Genomic DNA, 17,996 nt, shown 5'->3' on the forward strand with positions numbered 1-17,996 from the left:
TCGTGACTGCTCAACAACCTGCGATCGTGACGGTCTTCACCGTCGGTCTGGTCGCGGCGGACGTCGGGCTCCTCGACCTGCTCGACGATCAGGAGCGCTCGCGGGTGGCCCGCTGCGCAGGCGAGGCCGATCGCGGCCGGATGCTGCTCGGCGCCGCGCTCCTGCGAGCCGCCGCCGGCTCGCTGCTCGGCGTTGCCCCCGCTGAGCTGACAGTGGACCGGACTTGTGCCGACTGCGGCCGCGGGCATGGCCGGCCGTCCGTACTGGGCGCAGATCTCGACGCGTCGGTGTCACACAGTGGCCAGGTGGTCGCAGTGGCCATCCTCGTCGGTGGCGGCCGGGTCGGCGTCGACGTCGAGCGACTGGACGGACGACCGAAGGCGGACGTGCTCGCCTGGACGATCGGTGAAGCCCGCTTCAAGGCGGGCGGGGGATCCGGCCTGGCAGTCCACGAACTCCCGCCACCAGCTCCCGGCCATGTACTGACCCTCGCCGTCGACCGGCCGAATGTCGCGGTCGAAGTGGTCGACGGAGCCGCTTTGCTCAACCGGCGTGGCAAGGCCGCCCCGGCCCCGGAGGAGATCTGACCCGTCTGGAGGAATCGCCGGCCATGTGCTTGCTCAAGGCAACTTCTCCCTCGCTGTCCGGGTAGCAGCGTCACATCGCGAGGGGGCCCGGAAGGTCCGGGACGACCTCCAGGCCGCTCCGATCGACAAGCCGGTCGTCGACGACCGGTGGATCACGGTGCCGGCCGAGGTCGGCGACGTACGGGTCCGGATCGTCAAGCCGGTGGGCGCCGAGGGGCTTCGTGGGAGGCCGAGTTCGCTAGCGTCTGTGGGCCTGCGGCGAGGTGCGCCCGGGCGCGACTGACCAGCTGCCTGGCGTTGGCCACTCCGACCTGGAGACGCTCCGAGATCTGCCGGTACGGATAGCCGAACGCCTCCCGGAGCACGTAGGCGGCACGCTCACTCGAAGTGAGTCTCGCCATCATCAGCTGCACTGCCTCCTCGACCGCTTCGCGACGCTCGGCCTGTGCTCCGGGGTCGTCGCTCGCATCGGTCGCGTCGGAGGTCCACCGGTCGACCAAGGTCTCGTGGCGCCGCCGGGCGGACTGGCTGACGTTGATGGCGAGCCGGACGGTCATGGTCGACAGCAGCGCGTTGGGGTTCGCGACCACCGTGCGGTCGGTCCGCTGCCAGCGCAGCCAGGTCTCCTGGACGACGTCCTCGGCCTCGTTGGTGCTTCCCAGGATCCGGTACGCGATCGCCATCAGCCGGGACCGCATCTCGACGAACGTCGCCAGCGCCTCGTCGAGGTCCGACAGGTTCTCCTTCACTTCCGGCCTTCCTCCGCTGTGGGAATGTCTTCCCCTTCACGTTCCGTCACAGCAGGCGCCGTCGCGCCACGGCTGATCCGTGGGCGAACCCGTGGTCGGCGAACCACGGGATCCGGCCCCGGCCACGGGAGCCGTGCGTGTCACGTTCCGGCGAGCTGCCCGGACTAGCCAGCAGATCGAATTCCTCGCCGAAAGGACAGCACTCCCGTGAAGACCATCGTTCTCGTTCACGGTTTCTGGGTGACCCCGCGGAGCTGGGAGCACTGGATCGACCGCTATCAGCGAGCCGGGTACAACGTCATCGCGCCCGCCTACCCGGGGTTCGAGGTGGGGGTCGAGGCCCTCAACGCCGACCCGACGCCGATCGAGGAGGTGACGGCGCCGGCGATCCTCTCGCACCTGGAGTCGGTGGTCGGCGCGCTCGACGAGCCGCCGATCATCATCGGTCACTCGGCGGGTGGTGCGTTCACGCAGGTCCTGCTGGACCGCGGGTACGGCGCCGCGGGCGTGGCGATCAACTCGGCGGCGACCGAGGGCGTGCGCGTCATCCCGTTGTCCCAGCTCAAGGCGACGTTCCCGGTGCTGAGGAACCCGGCGAACCGGCACAAGGCGGTCGCCCTGACGCCCGAGCAGTGGAAGTACACGTTCGCCAACACCTTCACCGAGGAAGAGTCTCTCGAGCTCTCCCGGCGGTACCACGTCCCGGCCTCCGGGCGGATCTTCTGGAACAGCGTGCTCGCGAACTTCGAGCCCGGCCCGCAGGACGTCGCGGTCAACTACCACAACGACGACCGGGCGCCGCTGCTGTTCGTCTCCGGCGGCGAGGATCACCTGATGCCGCCGAGCGTGCAGCGGTCCAACGCCAAGCACTACAAGTCGTCCAAGACCATCACCGAGGTCAAGGAGTACGAGGGGATGGCGCACCTGCTGCCCGCGCAGAAGGGGTGGGAGAAGATCGCTGACGACGTCCTGACCTGGGCGGTCGAGCACGCCGGTTGGTCTGCCCCAAGCGCTTGACGCTGCGGCCGGGTCACTCGTCGTACGGCCTGGTGGCACCGCGTGTGTTCTCGGTCATGATGGTTGGAGGGCGGACGAGGAGGGCTGGCCATGCCTGAATCCCTGATGCGGACCGGTGCCGTGTCCGGTGGGTTGCCTCCGATGCCGCGGCGGAGTGCTCATCCACCGATCGCCGACTACGCGTTCCTGTCGGACTGCGAGTCCAACTGCTTGATTGCGCCTAGCGGTGCGGTGGAGTGGATGTGCCTGCCGCGGCACGACTCGCCGAGCGTGTTCGGGGCGATTCTCGATCGGGCTGCGGGGAGCTTCCGGCTCGGTCCGTACGGCGTACAGGTGCCGGCGGCACGTCGATACCTGCCGGGCAGCCTGATGCTCGAGACGACGTGGAAATCACCGACTGGCTGGCTGATCGTCCGCGATGCCCTGCTGATGGGGCCGTGGCACAACGTCTCCGAGCGTTCCCGGACGCACCGCCGTACGCCGACCGACTACGACGCCGAGCACTGCCTGCTGCGGACCGTCAAATGCGTCAGCGGCGCAGTGGATCTGTCGATGGTGTGCGAACCGATGTTCGGGTACGGCCGCCGGGACGCAAGCTGGCGGTACGACGGTCCCGGGTACGGCGAGGCGGTGGCCGTCCGCCCCGACCTGGACGACGAGGTCACGCTGAAACTGACGACCGATCTCCGCCTCGGTCTGGAGGGCCGAACCGCCCAGGCCAGGACGCGGATGTCGCAGGGCGACACGGCGTTCGTGGCGCTCTCGTGGTCGGTCCTGTCGCCGCCGCGGACCTGGGCGGAGGCGCTCGGGAGGATGGAGAAGACGGCCGAGTACTGGCGGCAGTGGATCAACGTCGGCGTGTTCCCGGATCACCCGTGGAGCAGCTATCTCGTGCGCAGCGCACTCACCTTGAAGGGCCTTACCTTCGCGCCGACCGGTGCACTGCTCGCCGCCGCGACGACGTCCCTGCCTGAGACGCCGAGCGGTGAGCGGAACTGGGACTATCGCTACTCGTGGGTCCGCGACTCCACGTTCACGCTCTGGGGCCTGTACACGCTCGGGCTCGATCGCGAGGCGAACGACTTCTTCTCGTTCCTCACCGAGATGTGTGACTGCGAGCACGACATCCAGATCATGTACGGCATCGGCGGCGAACGCGAACTGCCCGAGAAGATCCTCGATCACCTGACCGGGTACGAGGGCGCGCGACCGATCCGGGTCGGCAACGCCGCCTACCTGCAGCGCCAGCACGACGTGTGGGGAGCCATCCTCGACTCGATCTACCTGCACGCCAGGACGCGCGACCAGGTGACCGAAAGCCTGTGGCCGTTCCTCAAGCAGCAGACCGAGGCGGCGGCGAAGCACTGGCGCGAGCCCGACCACGGGATCTGGGAATCACGCGGTGAACCGCAGCACTTCACCTCGTCCAAGCTGATGTGCTGGGTGGCGATGGATCGCGGCGCCAAGCTCGCCCGGCTGCACGACGAGCCCGGCTTCGCCGATGACTGGCAGGCGGTCGCCGAGGAGATCGCTGCCGACATCTGCGCCAATGGCGTCGACGACAGGGGAGTCTTCGTTCAGCGGTACGGCGCTACCACCCTCGATGCCTCGTTGTTGCTCGTCCCGCTGCTGCGGTTCCTGCCGGCTGACGACCCGCGGGTCCGCGCGACCGTGCGAGCCATCGCAGACGAGCTCACCGAGGACGGCATGGTGCTGCGCTACCGCGTCTCGGAGACCGACGACGGGATGCACGGCGCCGAGGGAACGTTCACGATCTGCTCGTTCTGGCTGGTGTCGGCGCTCGTCGAGATCGGCGAACTGGACGAAGCCACCGCGCTCTGCGAGAAGCTCCTGTCCTACGCGAGCTCGCTGGGCCTCTACGCCGAGGAGATCGACCCGTTGAGCGGCCGCCACCTCGGCAATTTCCCGCAGGCGTTCACCCACCTGGCCATGATCAACGCCATCATGCACATCATCCGCGCCGAGGAAGCTCTCAGCACCAACACCTTCGTCCCCGCCCACCAGCGCTACTGACGGGGCCGTCACGACTGGCTGTCCCGGGTGAAGATCTGCAGGAAGAACAGGAAGACGTTCAGGATGTCGAGGAAGATCGACGCCGCCAGCAGGGGTGCCGAGGCGAGGTCGGTGGACTGACGAAGCCGCTGGAAGTCGAACGCGATCAGGCCGGCGAACAGGACCAGGCCGACGAGGGAGTAGATCAGGGCTCCGCCGGAGATCTGGACGAAGATCAGGACGATGCCGAACGCGATCAGTCCGAGCACGCCCCACGAGCTGATCCGGGCGACGGCCGACAGGTCGCGGCGGGTGGCGTAGCCGGCGGCGCCGAAGCCGGCTACGAACAAGGCGGTCGCGCCGCCGGCCTCCCATAGCGCCTCCGGGTCAACGCTTGCGTAGAAGGCAAGGGTCGGTGCGACGGCCAGACCCATCAGCAGACCGAAGCCGGCGAGAAGTCCGACAGCCCGGCCGGTGGACTTCTGGACCGCGAACTGCAGGGCGATCAGGGCTCCGAAGGCGGCGATGAAGGCGAGGATGCCGACACCACCGTGCAGGTCGCGTCCGAGGTACGCCCCCAGGGCGAAGAGTCCGGTGGTCATGGCGACGTACTGCATGGTCTGCGCGAACAACGTGTGCGTCTGATCCCGGCCGGTCGCGCCGGTCCGGGAGTAGGTCATCGATTCGGTCATGCCTTCACGATGCTTCGCCGTACGGCGCCTCGCCCCAGGGACAGTCCCTGGTGTGGGGTCGAGTGGTGTGCCACCAGGTGGTGGACCAGTGGTTTCCCCTGGGGTGACGTGTCAACCGCAGACGGACTGTGGTGGCAAGGAACCCTTCGAGGATTGGAAGACAGATGTCCAAGTTGACGAGCAAGACCCGGAATCTGCTGGTCGCCGCGGCCGGCGCCGGTCTGCTGCTGGCGGGCGCGACGACTGCGCAGGCGTCGGAAACCACCCAGGCGCAGAGCACGCAAGCAGTGGAGAAGCCGACGATCGTCTTGTTGCACGGGGCGTACGCTGACGGCTCGAGCTGGTCCGGCGTGACGAGCCGGCTGCAGCGTGACGGGTACAACGTCGTGGCCCCGGCCGTGCCACTGCGGGGGATCGCGTCCGACACGTCGTACCTGAGCGGCGTGCTGGCCACGATTCCCGGGCCGAAGGTGCTGGTCGGTCACTCGTACGGCGGTGCGCTGGTCAGCGAGCTGGCCGACACAGCAGGTGTGAAGTCGTTGGTCTACGTAGCCGCGTTCATCCCGGAGGCGGGGGAGACGCTGGGAGCGTTGAACTCGCAGTTCCCGGGCAGCGAGCTCGGCCCTGACACCACCAACGTGATCAGCTACCCCGGCGGCGTCGACCTGGCGCTCAAGCCGGAGACTGCCGGCCCGATCTTGGCGGCCGACATCCCGGCCCGACAGGGAGCGGTCTTCCTGGCCGCACAGCGTCCGGTCGCGGCCGCGGCCTTCTCCGAGCCGATCCAGGAGACCGCGCCGGCGGCGCTGCCGAAGTACGCCGTGATCCCGACCGGCGACAAGGCGATCGCGCCGGCCGCGGAGCGGTTCATGGCCACCCGCGCGGGCGCCAAGAAGATCGAGATCGACGGCGCCTCCCACCTGGTCGCAGTGTCGCAGCCTGCCGCAGTGACCGACGTAATCGAACGAGCCGCCCGTTGACGATCGCAGCACAGGAGCCGGCCGGAGCATCCCCTCCGGCCGGCTCCTTGCTGTCAGGCCGCCGCCCAGAACGAGCAGCGGTCGCGCAGGTGACCGAGCTTGAGGCTGCGGCCATACACAGATCTACGCACGACCGACGCCGGCGAGATGGGCAATCTTTCCGATGCGATGCCGGCGGCTGCTGCATAGCGTGAGCCCATGGACGCTTCCCGGCAACTACACCGCCTGGTCACCGGATACCAGGTGTCGCAGGCGGTGCACGTCGCAGCGAGCCTTGGGCTGAGCGACCTGCTCGCAGACGGTCCGAAGACCGCAGCTGAGCTCGCCGAGGCCACGGGAGCGGACCCAGGTTCGTTGACCCGCCTGATGCGCGCGCTGGTCACGGTCGGGCTGTATGTCAGCGACGGCGAGAGGTTCGCGAACACCGAACTTGGTGACGCCTTCCGGATCGATGCGCCGCGTTCGGTCGCAGGCTGGGCGCGCGCCGTCGGCCGGCAGCACCACTGGCAGGCGTATGCCTCGCTGGAGCACAGCATTCGCACGGGTGAGAACGCGTTCGAGGCTGTCCACGGGGAGCCGGTCTGGGCCTACTTTGCCAAGCACCCTGACGAGCAGACGATCTTCGCTGCGGCCATGACAGATCTGTCCCGGGCGGTGGCCGATGCGGTCGTCGAGGCCTACGACTTCGGTCGGTTCGGCACTGTCGTCGACGTCGGCGGCGGCCGGGGGATGCTGCTGGCGGCCGTTCTGTCGGGCTACCCCTCGGTCAACGGCGTGCTCTTCGACCAGTCCGATGTCGTGGCCGGCGCGCACGAGTTGCTGTCGGCCGCCGGTGTGGCGCAGCGCTGCCGAGTAGTGGGAGGCAGCTTCTTCGATGCTGTCCCGGAGGGCGGGGACGCCTACCTCCTCAAGTCGGTGATCCACGACTGGCCGGACGCTGAGTCGGTCGAGATCCTGCGCACCTGCCGGCGGTCGATGCCGGGGCACGGTCGCCTGCTGTTGGTGGAGCAGTTGCTGGACGAGTCACCGGACCCGGTTCGGACCGCGTTCTCCGATCTCACCATGCTCGTCATGGCCGGCGGTCAAGAACGTACGACGGACGAGTACCGCTCGCTGCTCGCGACGGCCGGCTTCGACCTCACCAGTACGGCGGCAACCGGGAGTGATGTGTTCATCCTCGAGGCGGCGCTTGCGCCCGGGCGGAACCCCTAGTACGACAGCCGGAGTTCGTGATGTTCATGCTGGGATGGCTTCTCGGCGCTGGTAGTGGCTGGTTCGGGCGCGGTGTTGGTGTCGGCGTCTCCAGGTCGACCAGTGCAGCCGGCGTCGCAGGTCTTGTATCGGTTCGACGGTGACGGTGTTGAAGAGGCGGTGGATCTCGTTGCAGGTCAACGCGATCAGGCCTTGTGGGGCTGGGGTTTCGGCTCGTTCGGTCGCGGCGAGGACGGCGAGGAGGGCGTAGGCGAGCATCGCGAGGATGGTCCAGCGGCGGCCGACGACGCGGACCAGTTCGCGTAGCGGCACTGGTGCCGGTGACCAGCAGCGGTGGTAGGCAAGTTCGCCGGTGGTGTTGTTGCGGCGGAGCAGCAGCCACCGCTGCCCTTGAGCGTCCGCGCGTTCGGGTTCGATGCTGATCCAGGCCCAGTCATACCAGCGCGGCCCCTTGGAGCCGGCACCGGCCGACAGCCGCTGCCATGCCTTGCGGGGCAGGCTCGCGGCGAGTTCGTCGGCGCGGATCTTGCCGACGCCGGTGCGGACAGGGTGGCTGCAGGCAACCGCGAGCACGTACCCGATGCCCCGATCTTCCAGGGTCTTACGCAGCTTCGGGTCTGCGCCGCAGACCTCGTCACCGGCGACCCAGCGCGCGGTCACGCCTGCGTCCAGGGTGCGGGTGATCATCTCGGTGGCGAGTGCTGGTTTGGTCGCGAACTTGACCTCGGCCGGGACATCGGCCTGCTCGCGCCGGTCGGTGTGGTCGGCCCAGACTCGTGGCAGATACAGCTCCCGGTCGATCAGTGCGTGCCCACGAGCGCTCGCATAGGTCAGATACACCGCGACCTGGGCATTCTCGATCCGCCCGGCGGTCCCGGTGTATTGGCGCTGCACCCCAACGGTGTGAGCGCCTTTCTTGAGGTCGCCGGTCTCGTCCACCACGAACACGGCATCCACCTCGCCGAGCCGCTCCACGACATACCGGCGCAGATCGTCACGGACGCCGACGGTATCCCATTTCGCCTTCCGCAGCAGGTGCTGCAGGCCATCAGGCGAGTCGTGACCGGCGTGTTCGGCCAGCGTCCAGCAGTTCTTCACCGCCAGCCCCGACATCAACCCGCCGACGGCATCCCGCGCCGGCCGCCGCGACTCCACCCGCGCGAACCGAGGCGCGATCCGCGCCATCAACCCATCGAACTCCCTCTGCCAACGACCAGGGTCTATGCTTTGGCCCGCGGCCTCCGCGAGATCATCTTGAGTCCACACAACCCGAGATCATCGAGCGGTGGCCGCCTCGCGTCCGGGACCGCCACACCGCCAGATCACGAACCGGTTGTCGTACTAGCGGCCGGGTGGTGGAGGCTGTTCCGTTGCTCTGGCGGTTTGTGATCGAGAAGTATGGGATCAGGCCTCCGCGGGGGCCGCATACGTCGGAGCCGATGGTTCAGGCGGTGGAAGCGGGCAATCCGGTGAGGGGGTCGGGTGCCTCACCGGCTCTCGTCTGCGGGCGTGGGGTGATGGTGGTTGGTCAGGTGAGCAGCTGGCTCGCGGTGCCGCCGAAGATGGTGGCGACGATTTCGAGGATGGCGATTACCAGGCCGGCGATCGCGAAGCCGCGGGCGGGGCCGGTTTGGGGGTGGCTGCCGCGGGCGAGGCCGCCGAGCCAGGCGGCGGAGGCGCCGAAGGTCGCGGGGGCGCCGGACCAGAACACCGGCAGCGTGACGATCGCGAGAGCTCCGAGCACGATCGCGCCGACCTTGGCGCGCTGCGGGTCGCGGGACAGCGGTACGGCGATCGCGAGCGCGATGACGAGCCCGATGCCGCCCACCAAGGCAACGCTTTCGATGGTCGCGATCGGCCCTTCGGGTGCGTGCGGGTCGTGGTCGGTGAAGAGGATCTCGCCGACGTGGAGGACGATGCTGAGGAGCGTCGTGAGGGCGAAGGTGCCGCCGACGAGGACGGCCGGGGACAGCCGGCGCTCGGTGGCTTTGGTTTCCGTGGTCATGGTGGCCTCCCTGGTTGCTGGGACCGGCTGCTCCAGGTCCCTCGTCGCCCACGGTGCGGTTGCCGGTATCCCGTCGGATAGGACAGCGGCGTCCCGCCTTGTCCCGCGTTGTCCCGGCGCGGCCCGCAGATGTGCCCAAGGGCGGCCCCTTGGGCACATCATGTCTGTGTGAGCACCGTTGTTGCCAGTCCGCGGGGGGCGTCCACGAGCGTGGTCGTCGCTGCTGTCGCGACCGGTGTCGGCGCACTCCCTCTGCTGATCGGGTTCTCTGCCTCGAGCGTCCCGACGGGTGCCTTGTACGGCGCGGGTTGGCCGGCGTTCGGGGTTGCGGCAGCACTCCTGCTCGATCGTGGTACTGAGCCGCGTGTCGGCCGGACGCTCGCGGTGCTGGCGCTCGTTCCGGCAGTCATCGCGGCGATCGCGGTGCCGACCGCGGGCAACCTGGTCTGGACCCGGGTCGAGGACTTGTGGCGTAACGCCGACATCGTCGTCGTACTTCTCACGTTGGTGGTGCTCGCCTGGGCGATGGGCTATGCCCCCGGACGAACCCCGCGCCGCCGGCTTTTCTGGCTTCTGGTGTGGTCGGCGGTCATGATCGGCGCGGTCGTGGTGGCCGATTCGACGTTCGAGTCGCGGGCGGAGGCCGTCGTACTGACCCTGGGGATGTGGTCGCTCGCCGGCCTCGTGGCGCGGCTGACGGTTGCGACCGAGTTAAGGCCCGTCGATGAGCCGCTCGTCGACGTCGGCGCGGTGGCGCTGACTTTGGCGATCGGTGCAGCCGTCGGTGTGTTGGTGCGAGTGGCCGGCACGCGTGCCGGCATCCCCGCACCGGACGTCACCGCCGCGTTCGCCGCGGTGACGTCCACCGCGCTGGCCTGGCCTGCGGCGGCCTGGTGGCGCCGGTCCTTGCTCGCGCGCCGCTATGGCACCGGAACTCTGACCCCCGCCGATGTCGCTTCCATCACCGCTGACCTGCATCGCCTTACCGACCCGCGCGAGCTGCTCGCCAAGGCCGCCGAGATGGTGGCCGCCTCCAGCGGCAATTCCGAGGTGACGCTGGTGCTGGGCGACGACAGCCCTGACATCCCGCCCGGCTGGATCGAACATCGGCTGCTGGTCGGCGGCGACTGGGTCGGCACGCTGCTGCTCAAACCTGACGATCCGGAGGGGCCCGAACCGCGTCAGGTTCGCATGGTCGAGCAGTTGCTGCCGACCGTCGCACTCGTCTGCCGGGCGGTCGGGCTTGCGGTCGAGGCCGAGCACGCCCGCCAGGATGTCGCCCGCGAGCGGGACGCGGAACGGACTCGCATCCTTGGCGATCTGCACGACGGCCTCGGTCCGGTGCTGGCCGGAATGAGCATGCGGGTCCAAGCGGAGCTGCGCCGGAGTCCGACCCCCTTGCTGGAATCACTGGCCCCGGAGCTGGCCGAGGCAAGGGGTGACCTTCGCCGGATCGTCTCCGGCCTCACTCCGTCGGCTCTGCACGACGCGGACTTGACTCGGGCACTCGAGCGGCTGATCGCAACGTTCAACGGGGACGGCCGGCACGTTGGGCTGGAGGTCGCCGTCGAGCATCCGCTGCCCGGCGAAGTGACCATTGCCGTCTACCGCTGCGTGGCGGAAGGCATCACCAACGCTGTGCGTCACGGCCGGGCCAGCCGTGTCACGGTCCGCGTCGCGGCGACCGCGACAGGTCAGGTCGCCGTAGACGTACGGGACAATGGGACCGGCGGCCCAATCGCCTCGGGTGTCGGGCTCACATCGCTGCGACAGCGGGCGGAGCAACTGGGCGGATCGCTGGCTGTCGGACCGTACGACGGAGGCGGGGTACTGCTGCACGTGGAGCTCTCGACGGTGGGAGCAGCATGACCAGGGTGATGCTCGTCGACGACCATCCGATCGTGTTGTCGGGACTGTCGGCTCTGGTCGAGTCGGAGGACGGGCTCGAACTGATCGCGGCGGCACGGACCGCGGCCGAAGCGCGGGCCGTCAGCACCGCCCCGGACGTGGCGGTGGTCGATCTCCAACTGCCCGACGGCGACGGCATCCAGCTCGGCTCGGCGCTGAAGCAGACCTGGCCAGGTCTGCGCGTCCTCGTGTTCACCATGCACGCCGACGACCAGGCGGTGATCCGCAGCCTCGGAGCCGGCCTGGACGGCTATCTCCTCAAGGACTCCGATCCCGAGGACGTGCTGGCGGCGATCCACAGCGCTGCGCGTGGCGCCCTCGTTCTGGGCAAGGGTGCGTCGAACGCGGTCGTCGCCGCCGCGGCCTCCGCGCCACGGACCGACGCGCTCGGTGCCCTCGATGCGAGGGACCTGGAGATCCTCGACCTTCTCGTGCAGGGCCTCCCCACGTCACAGGTTGCGGCGCGCCTCTTCCTCGCGCCGAAAACGGTCCGCAACCGGGTCTCGGAGATGCTCGGCAAGCTCGGAGTGGCGTCCCGTGACGAGGCGATCGCCCTTGGCCAGGCAGGCGGCCTCGGCCGGTCCTGATGACGCGATTCAGGGCCGCCGCCTCATCGCCGGCTGCCTACGAGACTTCCGAGGGCCGTCGGTCCTACGTCGCACCGACGACCTCGCACCTACTCCACTGGTCACACTGGCGACGCCACCACCAAACCCACGTTCTCGACGCCACCACTACCGGCGTCAAGCAGCACAACTCACCAGATCACGAGATACGGCTGCAGTACTAGGCGGCCTATAGCTGAACGACAACGTGCGCCGGCCCGGAGTCGGGCCGGCGCACGCTGTGGGTGGGTCAGGCGGTGGTCATGACAGGGGCGGGCGTGGTGGTGAGGCGCCGACGGCGGCGGGTGAGGAGGTAGGCCTGGATGACGAACTCGATGCCGCCGGTGGCGGCGTAGATGGCGAGCATGTTCAGTCTGGGTTGGCCGGCGGCGGCTGCGATGAGGTAGGCGAGGCCGCCGATGATCGAGAGGCCGTTGGCGAGCAGGAGGGGTACCTGCAGGCCGAGCTGTGCACGACGTCGGAGTACGACGACGAGTTGGGCGGCGCCGCTGACGCTGGCCCAGATACCGAAGACGGCGATCACGGCTGTGGCGCTGCGGGTTGCTGCGATGCCGAGGGCGATGGCGGCGACCGCGCTGGAGACGGTGTTCGCGAGCAGGAACCGCCGGGCGGAGCCGGACTGGCTGCGTGCGTCAACAAGGGTGGCGACTGCGTCGATCAGCGGGTAGGTGACGAGCAGTGCGCCGGCGAGGATTGTCACGCTGGTGGTCAGCGACTTGGTGACGGCCGCAAAGGTGGCGGCCCAGGCGATCGCGATCAGTCCGCGGGTGAGGAAGATACGCAGGGGTGTGGAGTTGTTCATTTCCTGATTCCGTAGGTTGGGTTGGTTGGATTGGTGCTGACTATTTGGAGTCGGCGGGGATCTTCTGGGTGTTCCTCGCTTCGACCGCGATGACGCTGTCGTGGAACGCCTTGATCAGGAGGTTCTTGCCGACGGTTGAGAGGATGAGGTCGAGGATCCGGCCCCGGATGTTCTTGCCGCGCCGTACGACGACGGCATCGATCGCCGTGGTGCCGTGCGGCTCGCGGGTGAAGATGTAGGTGTAGCTCGAGCCAGTGCCCCAGACGTTGGAGTCTGTGGTGACGATGACGACGTGGTTCGGGTCGGACCAGTCGTAGTGCAGCCGCTCCCAGACACCGGCGGAGCCTTCCGTGGCCTCTACGAAGTGCGGACCTTGAACGTGCACCTCGAGGTAGTCGTCGGAGCTGTTGCCGAAGGTCTTCGAGCGGCCTGGGCCGAAGTCGAGCAGCGCGGCCAGGTACTGCTCGGGTGTCGCGATCGTGGTGGCGTGCAGGTGGATGGTGGACATCTCATTCCTTGCTGGGGCTGTTGGTGTCTGGCTCTCTCACCACCGAATGTCGCTCCATCCCGGAGCCGTCGCATCAGTGATGAACCCTGGTGGTGTGTCCGGCGTACCTGGCGGTGTGCGTGATCGGACCTGTCATGAACCCGGGCGGGTGCGATGCGCTCAGGCAGCAGCGGTTTGCGGGTCCAGGAGGGACCAGCGGGGGTCGTCGTCGGGCCAGTGGTTGAGGAGGGCGTCCACGGCGAGGTTGTGGGTGCCTTGGTCGAGTACGCCCAGGTCAACTGCCTTGGCGAGGATCTGGAGGTAGGTGGCGACGGATTCGATCGGGAGGGTTGTGGCGATCGGTGTCAGCGAGTCGGCGACGTCTCGCATGTCGACCAGCGCGAACGCGCCGACGAGATCAGCGTTCTCGGCGCGCAGTTGGTCAGCGAACGCCTCGAGCGCGGTGCCTTGTGAGATTGCGTCGTCCACCAGCAACACTCGTCGTCCGGCCACGGCGGCGCCGCGCACGCGCGGTTCGTGGTCTTCGTGGCCGATGTACCCGGGCTTGCGGACGAACGCGAAGGGCAGGTCGCCGGCAAGTGCCACTGCCGTGGCGAGCGGGATGCCGCCGGTCTCGGCGCCGACGATGACGTCCGCGTCCAGCTGACGGGCGAATGCCACGGCTGGTACGGCGAGGTCGTGCAGCAAGCGCGGGTCGCCGTACGCGTTCTCCACCGAGAGTGGGTGCAGGGGGAGGCGGGTCTTCATGTCCCAGTGCGAGACTCCGGGGCGGACCAGGCCCGGCACGGACGCGAGTCGGGTGGCCAGGTCGTTTCCGACGGGTTGTACGGCGGTGTCGATGAGCCGCACTCGGTGAGCGTTCGCGACGGGGGCTGCAATCTGTTGGTAGGTCATGTACCGACGGTCGCGCTCGCCGGTGTTCGTCGCGTCCGGCGAAGTCCCTGGTGCCATCCCTGGCGGCCCACGGACACCCGCGCCCAGGCGCGGCTGCGCGAGCTGGCCGCCAGTTGGCATAGTCACAATTCGTCCACGGCTCAGTCGGACCGCTTGTCTGCGGGCAGGTGGTCTGGTGACCCTTGCATCCTCGGGTGGATCAGGCCGGAGAGGATGACAGCCGGTGTCAGAGAGCGCGGAAGGCTCCCTGCAGAATGCGAGCACGGAACTGCGACGAGCAGTCGAGGTACTGCGCCGTCGGCCGGTCGACCAGGTCGCGGCGAGATCACTTGTGGCGGAGTTCCACGAGCTGCGGACGTTGATGTCGACGATGGCGTTGTTGATGACGTCGTTCGGCTTGTCGCGTTACGGCCGCCTCATCCGCCCTGAGCGGTCGACGGCTGCCGGCGTTCTGGCGGAGGCCGACGCCGACCTGGGCGCCGCCTCCGACCATCTGGGCCAGGCGGCTGGGCACCTGACCGCCGCCCGCCGGAAACTCGATTCCCTGCACTGACCACCAGGTGCTGGACCAGGGTCTTCCCCTGGGGTGATGCGTCGCCAACTGACCAACAGTGGTGACAGCGGAACCCCTTCAAGGAACGGAAGACCCCATGACCACGATTCACTTCACCGAGGTGACCACCTCGACGCCCGAGCAGTTCATCGCCGGGCTCACCGATTTCGGGCCAGGACGCTCGAAGATCTTCGGAAACAGTCACGACGACTACCTCGTGGTGCACGACCAGGGGCCCGATTGGGCCGACGTCACCGAGGGCTTGCCCGGCGTCTGGGAGCGCCTGCGCTACGACTGGTCCGACCCTGACCACGTCGTCCTCACCACCACCGACTCCAACGTCTGGGGCGGCAATTCCGGTCACACGTACACATTCACGCGACGTGCTGACGGTGCGACGGAGATCGACGTCGTCATCGTCCGCGAAGGCAAGAACTTCAAGGGCCACCTGATCGGAGGTGTCTTCGCCCTGTTCGGCAAGCAGGTCCTGGGTAAGGCCTTCGACGCCTCCGTCCGAGCCATCGAAGCCCGCAACATCCCCACAACCCGAGCGGAGGCCTGATCGATGGAACCGGCCGGAGCATGCACTCCGGCCGGTTCTGGGTGTTCATGCGAGGACCGGGACCAACAGCGCTGGTGCTGTCAGGCGGAGCGGGCCAGGGCGCTACGGAGCTGGCGACGAGAGGTGATGCCCAGCTTGGAGAAGGTCTTGCGCAGGTGCCACTCGACCGTCCGGGGGCTGATGTAGAGCTGCGCCCCGATCTCGACATTGGTCAACCCGTCGCGGGCGAGACCGGCGATCTGGGCCTCCTGTGCGGTGAGGTCGTTGAGGGTGTCCGGCGTACGTTTGCGGACCGTTTCGCCGGTGGCGAGCAGCTCGTGGCGGGCGCGTTCGGCGAAGGCTTCGAGGCCCATCTTCTCCAGTTGTTCGTGCGCTGTCCGTAGCTGTTCGCGGGCGTCCACGCGGCGACCCTCGCGACGCAGCCACTCGCCGTACAGCAGACGGGCGCGGGCCTGCTCGACGCGGATGCTGGTCCGGTCCAGGTGCTCGATGGATCGGCGGTAGGCGTCCTCGCTGTCCTCTAGCAGCGCCTGCGCGCGCGACTCGATGCCGCGTCCCCACTCGGTCGGGGTGGCGGCGGTGCGTTCGGTGAGCCAGGCGAGGGTGCTCTCGAGCAGTTGGGTGTCGCCGGTGCGGGCGGCTGCCTCGGCGAGCTCGCCGACGACCAGTACGTCGTACCCGACGACGTCCTGGTCGAACACCTGGCGTGCCGCTTCGCGGGCGGCGTCGTACTGGCCGAGGCCGTTGTGCAGCACCGACTTCGCCACCATCGCGAACGACGCCATCCGGCCCTGCGTGTGCTCGGTCGACTCGCGGACGATCGTGTCGATCAAGGTGGTCGCGGAGGTTTCGTTGCCGCGGAATGCTTCGAGCAGCATCTCGCCGTACCGGATCCGCGGGTTGTTGGTCGCGGCGGCGAGCTGGCGTTCCTCTTCCATGAAGCCGGCCACTGCGGGCAGGTCTCCGGTGAGGCAGGTGAGGTTGGCGCGGAAGTTGAGGGCGAACTGGAGTTGCACGAGTGCGCCGGACTCGCGGGCCATCCGGTCCTGGCGGCGGGCGAGCTCGAGTGCGGTGTCGAAGTCCCAGACCTCGATGGCGATGATGCCGCTGGCTCGGTTTCCCACGAGCCAGAGCCAGCTGCCGACGTCGTCGGCGTCGACCATCGCCTCGCCTGCCAGTGCGAGGGCCTTGGTCAATTGTGGTGCGGCGGCTGCGTATCCGCGGGTGAAGCGTTGGGCGAACGCCTGGAGGATGAGATCGGCGGGTGGATCCGCTGCGGCCGGGGGAGGGGTCGCGGCCGCTGTGGTCGCCAAGATGCCCGGAGCGCCGGGTCCGCTGGCCCAGATCGCTGCTGACATGGCCTCCAGGAAGGTCATCCGGGCCCGGTCCGAGTTGCACGTCTCCATATGTCTGGCAGCGCCGAGCAGGAGGCGGGTGGCGTCGCGGGCGTGGCCTTGGTCGAAGGCGATCTCACCGCGCAGCCGCTCGACCTCGGCCGCTCGGTACGCGTCGGGTGGGCCGGCGGCGACTCCACTGAGCAGGCTCAGCGCGACGTCCAGTGCGCCTGACCCGCGCTTCGCGGCCGCGGCGGCTAGAGCGCGATCGGCGCGGCGGTCCGGTGCCGGCGTGAGCTCGGCGGCGCGTTCGAGGAAGTCGGCGGCGGCGATCAGGCCGCCGCGACTCTGCGCCCGTTGAGCGGACTGCTCGAGCTCGGCGGCGACTTCCTCGTTCGGGACGGGGGTCGCCTGGGCGCGGTGCCAGGCACGCCGGTCGGGAGCGGTCTCGGGGTCGGTGACGTCGGCCAAGGCCTGATGTACGGCTTGCCGGTCCTTGGGCGATGCCGTCCGGTAGGCGGCCGACCGCACCAAGGGATGCCGGAACATGACGTGGTGTCCGAAGGTGATCAGTCCCGACTCGATCGCGCTCGATGCCGGGTCCGCGCCAAGTCCGAGCTGCTCCGCTGCTCGCCAAAGCAGGGTTGCGTCGCCGAGCGGTTCGGCGGCCGCTGTCAGGAGGAGCAGGCGGGCGTCGCGCGGGAGCGCCTCCAGACGCCGTACGAAGCCTGCCTCGAGGCGGCTGGACAGTGCGGATTCGCTGTCGCTGTCCGCGAGTTCGGTGACGCTCCAGGCTCGGGGTAGTTCGAGTAGCGCGAGTGGGTTGCCGCGCGTCTCTGCGACGATCCGGTCGCGGACTCGGGGGTCGATCGGTCCCGGCAGCACTGAGTCGAGGAGTGCGCGGGCGTCCGCATCGCCCAGGCCGTGGACCTCGAGTTCGGGCAGGCCGTCGAGTTCGTGTTCCTCACCATGGCGTACGGCGAAGATCAGTACGAGCGCCTCAGCGGCCAGGCGCCGAGCGACGAACGCGAGGACTTGAGCGGAGACGCGATCGAGCCATTGGGCGTCGTCGACGATGCAGAGGACAGGCTGCTGCCGGGCTCCCTCGGCGAGCAGGTTCAGTACGGCGAGGCCGACCAGGAACCGATCGGGAATCGGTCCGGTCTGCAGGCCGAACGCCGTACTGAGGGCGTCCTGCTGTGGACGCGGGAGGCGGTCGAGTAGCGGCAGGAACGGCTGGCACAGCTGATGGAGTCCGGCGAACGCGAATTCCATCTCGGACTCGATCCCGACGGCCTTCGTGACCTGGCAGGACGGGGCTCGCGCCTCCAACGAGTCGAGCAACGCCGACTTGCCGACGCCCGCCTCACCGCAGACGACCAGCACAGCGCTCCGACCGGTCCGCGCCTCGTTGAGCAGACCGTCCAGCACGGCGCTCTCCCGCTCCCGGCCGCGCAGTTCACGCTCCGCCATGAGACCCCCGCCATCCGGGACCACGAGGTCAGGCTTGCACCCGGACACGATCCAACGCAACGCCAGACGGCGCCGACCAAC

Annotated in this window: 17 protein-coding genes; 9 read left to right on the forward strand and 8 right to left on the reverse strand. The window is 68.6% G+C overall.

Annotated features, from left to right (window positions below; translation table 11 throughout):
• Nucleotides 1-2 precede the first annotated feature (2 nt).
• Entirely contained in the window at nt 3-587 is a 585-nt protein-coding gene (locus tag ACIBL3_RS29575) for a hypothetical protein (protein ID WP_396356941.1), read from the forward strand.
• A 194-nt stretch (nt 588-781) separates the two neighbouring features.
• On the opposite strand, the gene ACIBL3_RS29580 is transcribed toward ACIBL3_RS29575, so the two are convergent.
• A complete protein-coding gene (locus ACIBL3_RS29580; protein ID WP_396356942.1) occupies nt 782-1,336 on the reverse strand; it encodes a sigma-70 family RNA polymerase sigma factor in 555 nt (184 codons plus the stop codon).
• 207 nt (nt 1,337-1,543) lie between these two features.
• On the opposite strand from ACIBL3_RS29580, the gene ACIBL3_RS29585 reads away from it, so the two are divergent.
• A complete protein-coding gene (locus tag ACIBL3_RS29585) occupies nt 1,544-2,353 on the forward strand; it encodes an alpha/beta hydrolase (protein WP_396356943.1) in 810 nt (269 codons plus the stop codon).
• 90 nt (nt 2,354-2,443) lie between these two features.
• The gene (locus ACIBL3_RS29590; RefSeq protein ID WP_396356944.1) at nt 2,444-4,387 is read left to right on the forward strand and encodes a glycoside hydrolase family 15 protein; all 1,944 of its coding nucleotides are present in this window, start codon (nt 2,444-2,446) and stop codon (nt 4,385-4,387) included.
• Nucleotides 4,388-4,395: 8 nt separating this feature from the next.
• Here the strand turns inward: ACIBL3_RS29590 and ACIBL3_RS29595 are convergent, their stop codons facing one another.
• Complete coding sequence (locus ACIBL3_RS29595; protein ID WP_396356945.1) at nt 4,396-5,058, reverse strand: Bax inhibitor-1 family protein; 663 nt, start codon at nt 5,056-5,058, stop codon at nt 4,396-4,398.
• A 164-nt stretch (nt 5,059-5,222) separates the two neighbouring features.
• Between ACIBL3_RS29595 and ACIBL3_RS29600 the strand changes: the two genes are divergently transcribed.
• Nucleotides 5,223-6,038 carry an alpha/beta hydrolase gene (locus ACIBL3_RS29600; protein WP_396356946.1) on the forward strand — a complete coding sequence of 272 codons (816 nt, stop codon included), beginning with the start codon at nt 5,223-5,225 and terminating at the stop codon, nt 6,036-6,038.
• Between the two features lie 198 nt (nt 6,039-6,236).
• Nucleotides 6,237-7,250: a methyltransferase gene (locus tag ACIBL3_RS29605; protein ID WP_396356947.1), complete on the forward strand. Its 1,014-nt coding sequence runs from the start codon at nt 6,237-6,239 to the stop codon at nt 7,248-7,250.
• Between the two features lie 24 nt (nt 7,251-7,274).
• On the opposite strand, the gene ACIBL3_RS29610 is transcribed toward ACIBL3_RS29605, so the two are convergent.
• Together ACIBL3_RS29610 and ACIBL3_RS29615 are read right to left on the reverse strand one after the other, a co-directional pair.
• Nucleotides 7,275-8,435, reverse strand: coding sequence for an IS701 family transposase (locus ACIBL3_RS29610; protein ID WP_396356948.1), 1,161 nt, complete (start codon nt 8,433-8,435; stop codon nt 7,275-7,277).
• A 343-nt stretch (nt 8,436-8,778) separates the two neighbouring features.
• Entirely contained in the window at nt 8,779-9,255 is a 477-nt protein-coding gene (locus tag ACIBL3_RS29615) for a hypothetical protein (RefSeq protein WP_396356949.1), read from the reverse strand.
• Nucleotides 9,256-9,423: 168 nt separating this feature from the next.
• On the opposite strand from ACIBL3_RS29615, the gene ACIBL3_RS29620 reads away from it, so the two are divergent.
• Together ACIBL3_RS29620 and ACIBL3_RS29625 are read left to right on the forward strand one after the other, a co-directional pair.
• On the forward strand, nt 9,424-11,124 hold the full coding sequence (locus ACIBL3_RS29620) for a sensor histidine kinase (RefSeq protein WP_396356950.1): 1,701 nt from the start codon (nt 9,424-9,426) through the stop codon (nt 11,122-11,124).
• Complete coding sequence (locus tag ACIBL3_RS29625; protein WP_396356951.1) at nt 11,121-11,750, forward strand: response regulator; 630 nt, start codon at nt 11,121-11,123, stop codon at nt 11,748-11,750. Before ACIBL3_RS29620 ends, ACIBL3_RS29625 begins: the two co-directional genes overlap by 4 nt.
• Nucleotides 11,751-12,018: 268 nt before the next feature.
• On the opposite strand, the gene ACIBL3_RS29630 is transcribed toward ACIBL3_RS29625, so the two are convergent.
• The 3 genes from ACIBL3_RS29630 to ACIBL3_RS29640 form a co-directional block, all read right to left on the reverse strand.
• Nucleotides 12,019-12,591, reverse strand: coding sequence for a hypothetical protein (locus tag ACIBL3_RS29630; protein WP_396356952.1), 573 nt, complete (start codon nt 12,589-12,591; stop codon nt 12,019-12,021).
• Nucleotides 12,592-12,631: 40 nt separating this feature from the next.
• Nucleotides 12,632-13,099 carry a hypothetical protein gene (locus ACIBL3_RS29635; RefSeq protein WP_396356953.1) on the reverse strand — a complete coding sequence of 156 codons (468 nt, stop codon included), beginning with the start codon at nt 13,097-13,099 and terminating at the stop codon, nt 12,632-12,634.
• A gap of 159 nt (nt 13,100-13,258) precedes the next feature.
• On the reverse strand, nt 13,259-13,948 hold the full coding sequence (locus ACIBL3_RS29640) for an orotate phosphoribosyltransferase (protein WP_396356954.1): 690 nt from the start codon (nt 13,946-13,948) through the stop codon (nt 13,259-13,261).
• 268 nt (nt 13,949-14,216) lie between these two features.
• On the opposite strand from ACIBL3_RS29640, the gene ACIBL3_RS29645 reads away from it, so the two are divergent.
• A complete protein-coding gene (locus ACIBL3_RS29645) occupies nt 14,217-14,546 on the forward strand; it encodes a hypothetical protein (RefSeq protein WP_396356955.1) in 330 nt (109 codons plus the stop codon).
• 97 nt (nt 14,547-14,643) lie between these two features.
• Entirely contained in the window at nt 14,644-15,108 is a 465-nt protein-coding gene (locus ACIBL3_RS29650; protein WP_396356956.1) for a hypothetical protein, read from the forward strand.
• 80 nt (nt 15,109-15,188) lie between these two features.
• Here ACIBL3_RS29650 and ACIBL3_RS29655 read toward each other — a convergent pair whose 3' ends face one another.
• Nucleotides 15,189-17,915 carry an ATP-binding protein gene (locus ACIBL3_RS29655; protein ID WP_396356958.1) on the reverse strand — a complete coding sequence of 909 codons (2,727 nt, stop codon included), beginning with the start codon at nt 17,913-17,915 and terminating at the stop codon, nt 15,189-15,191.
• Nucleotides 17,916-17,996: the final 81 nt, after the last annotated feature.

It is taken from the genome of Kribbella sp. NPDC050124, from assembly GCF_044460355.1.
Classification (GTDB): Bacteria; Actinomycetota; Actinomycetes; order Propionibacteriales; family Kribbellaceae; genus Kribbella.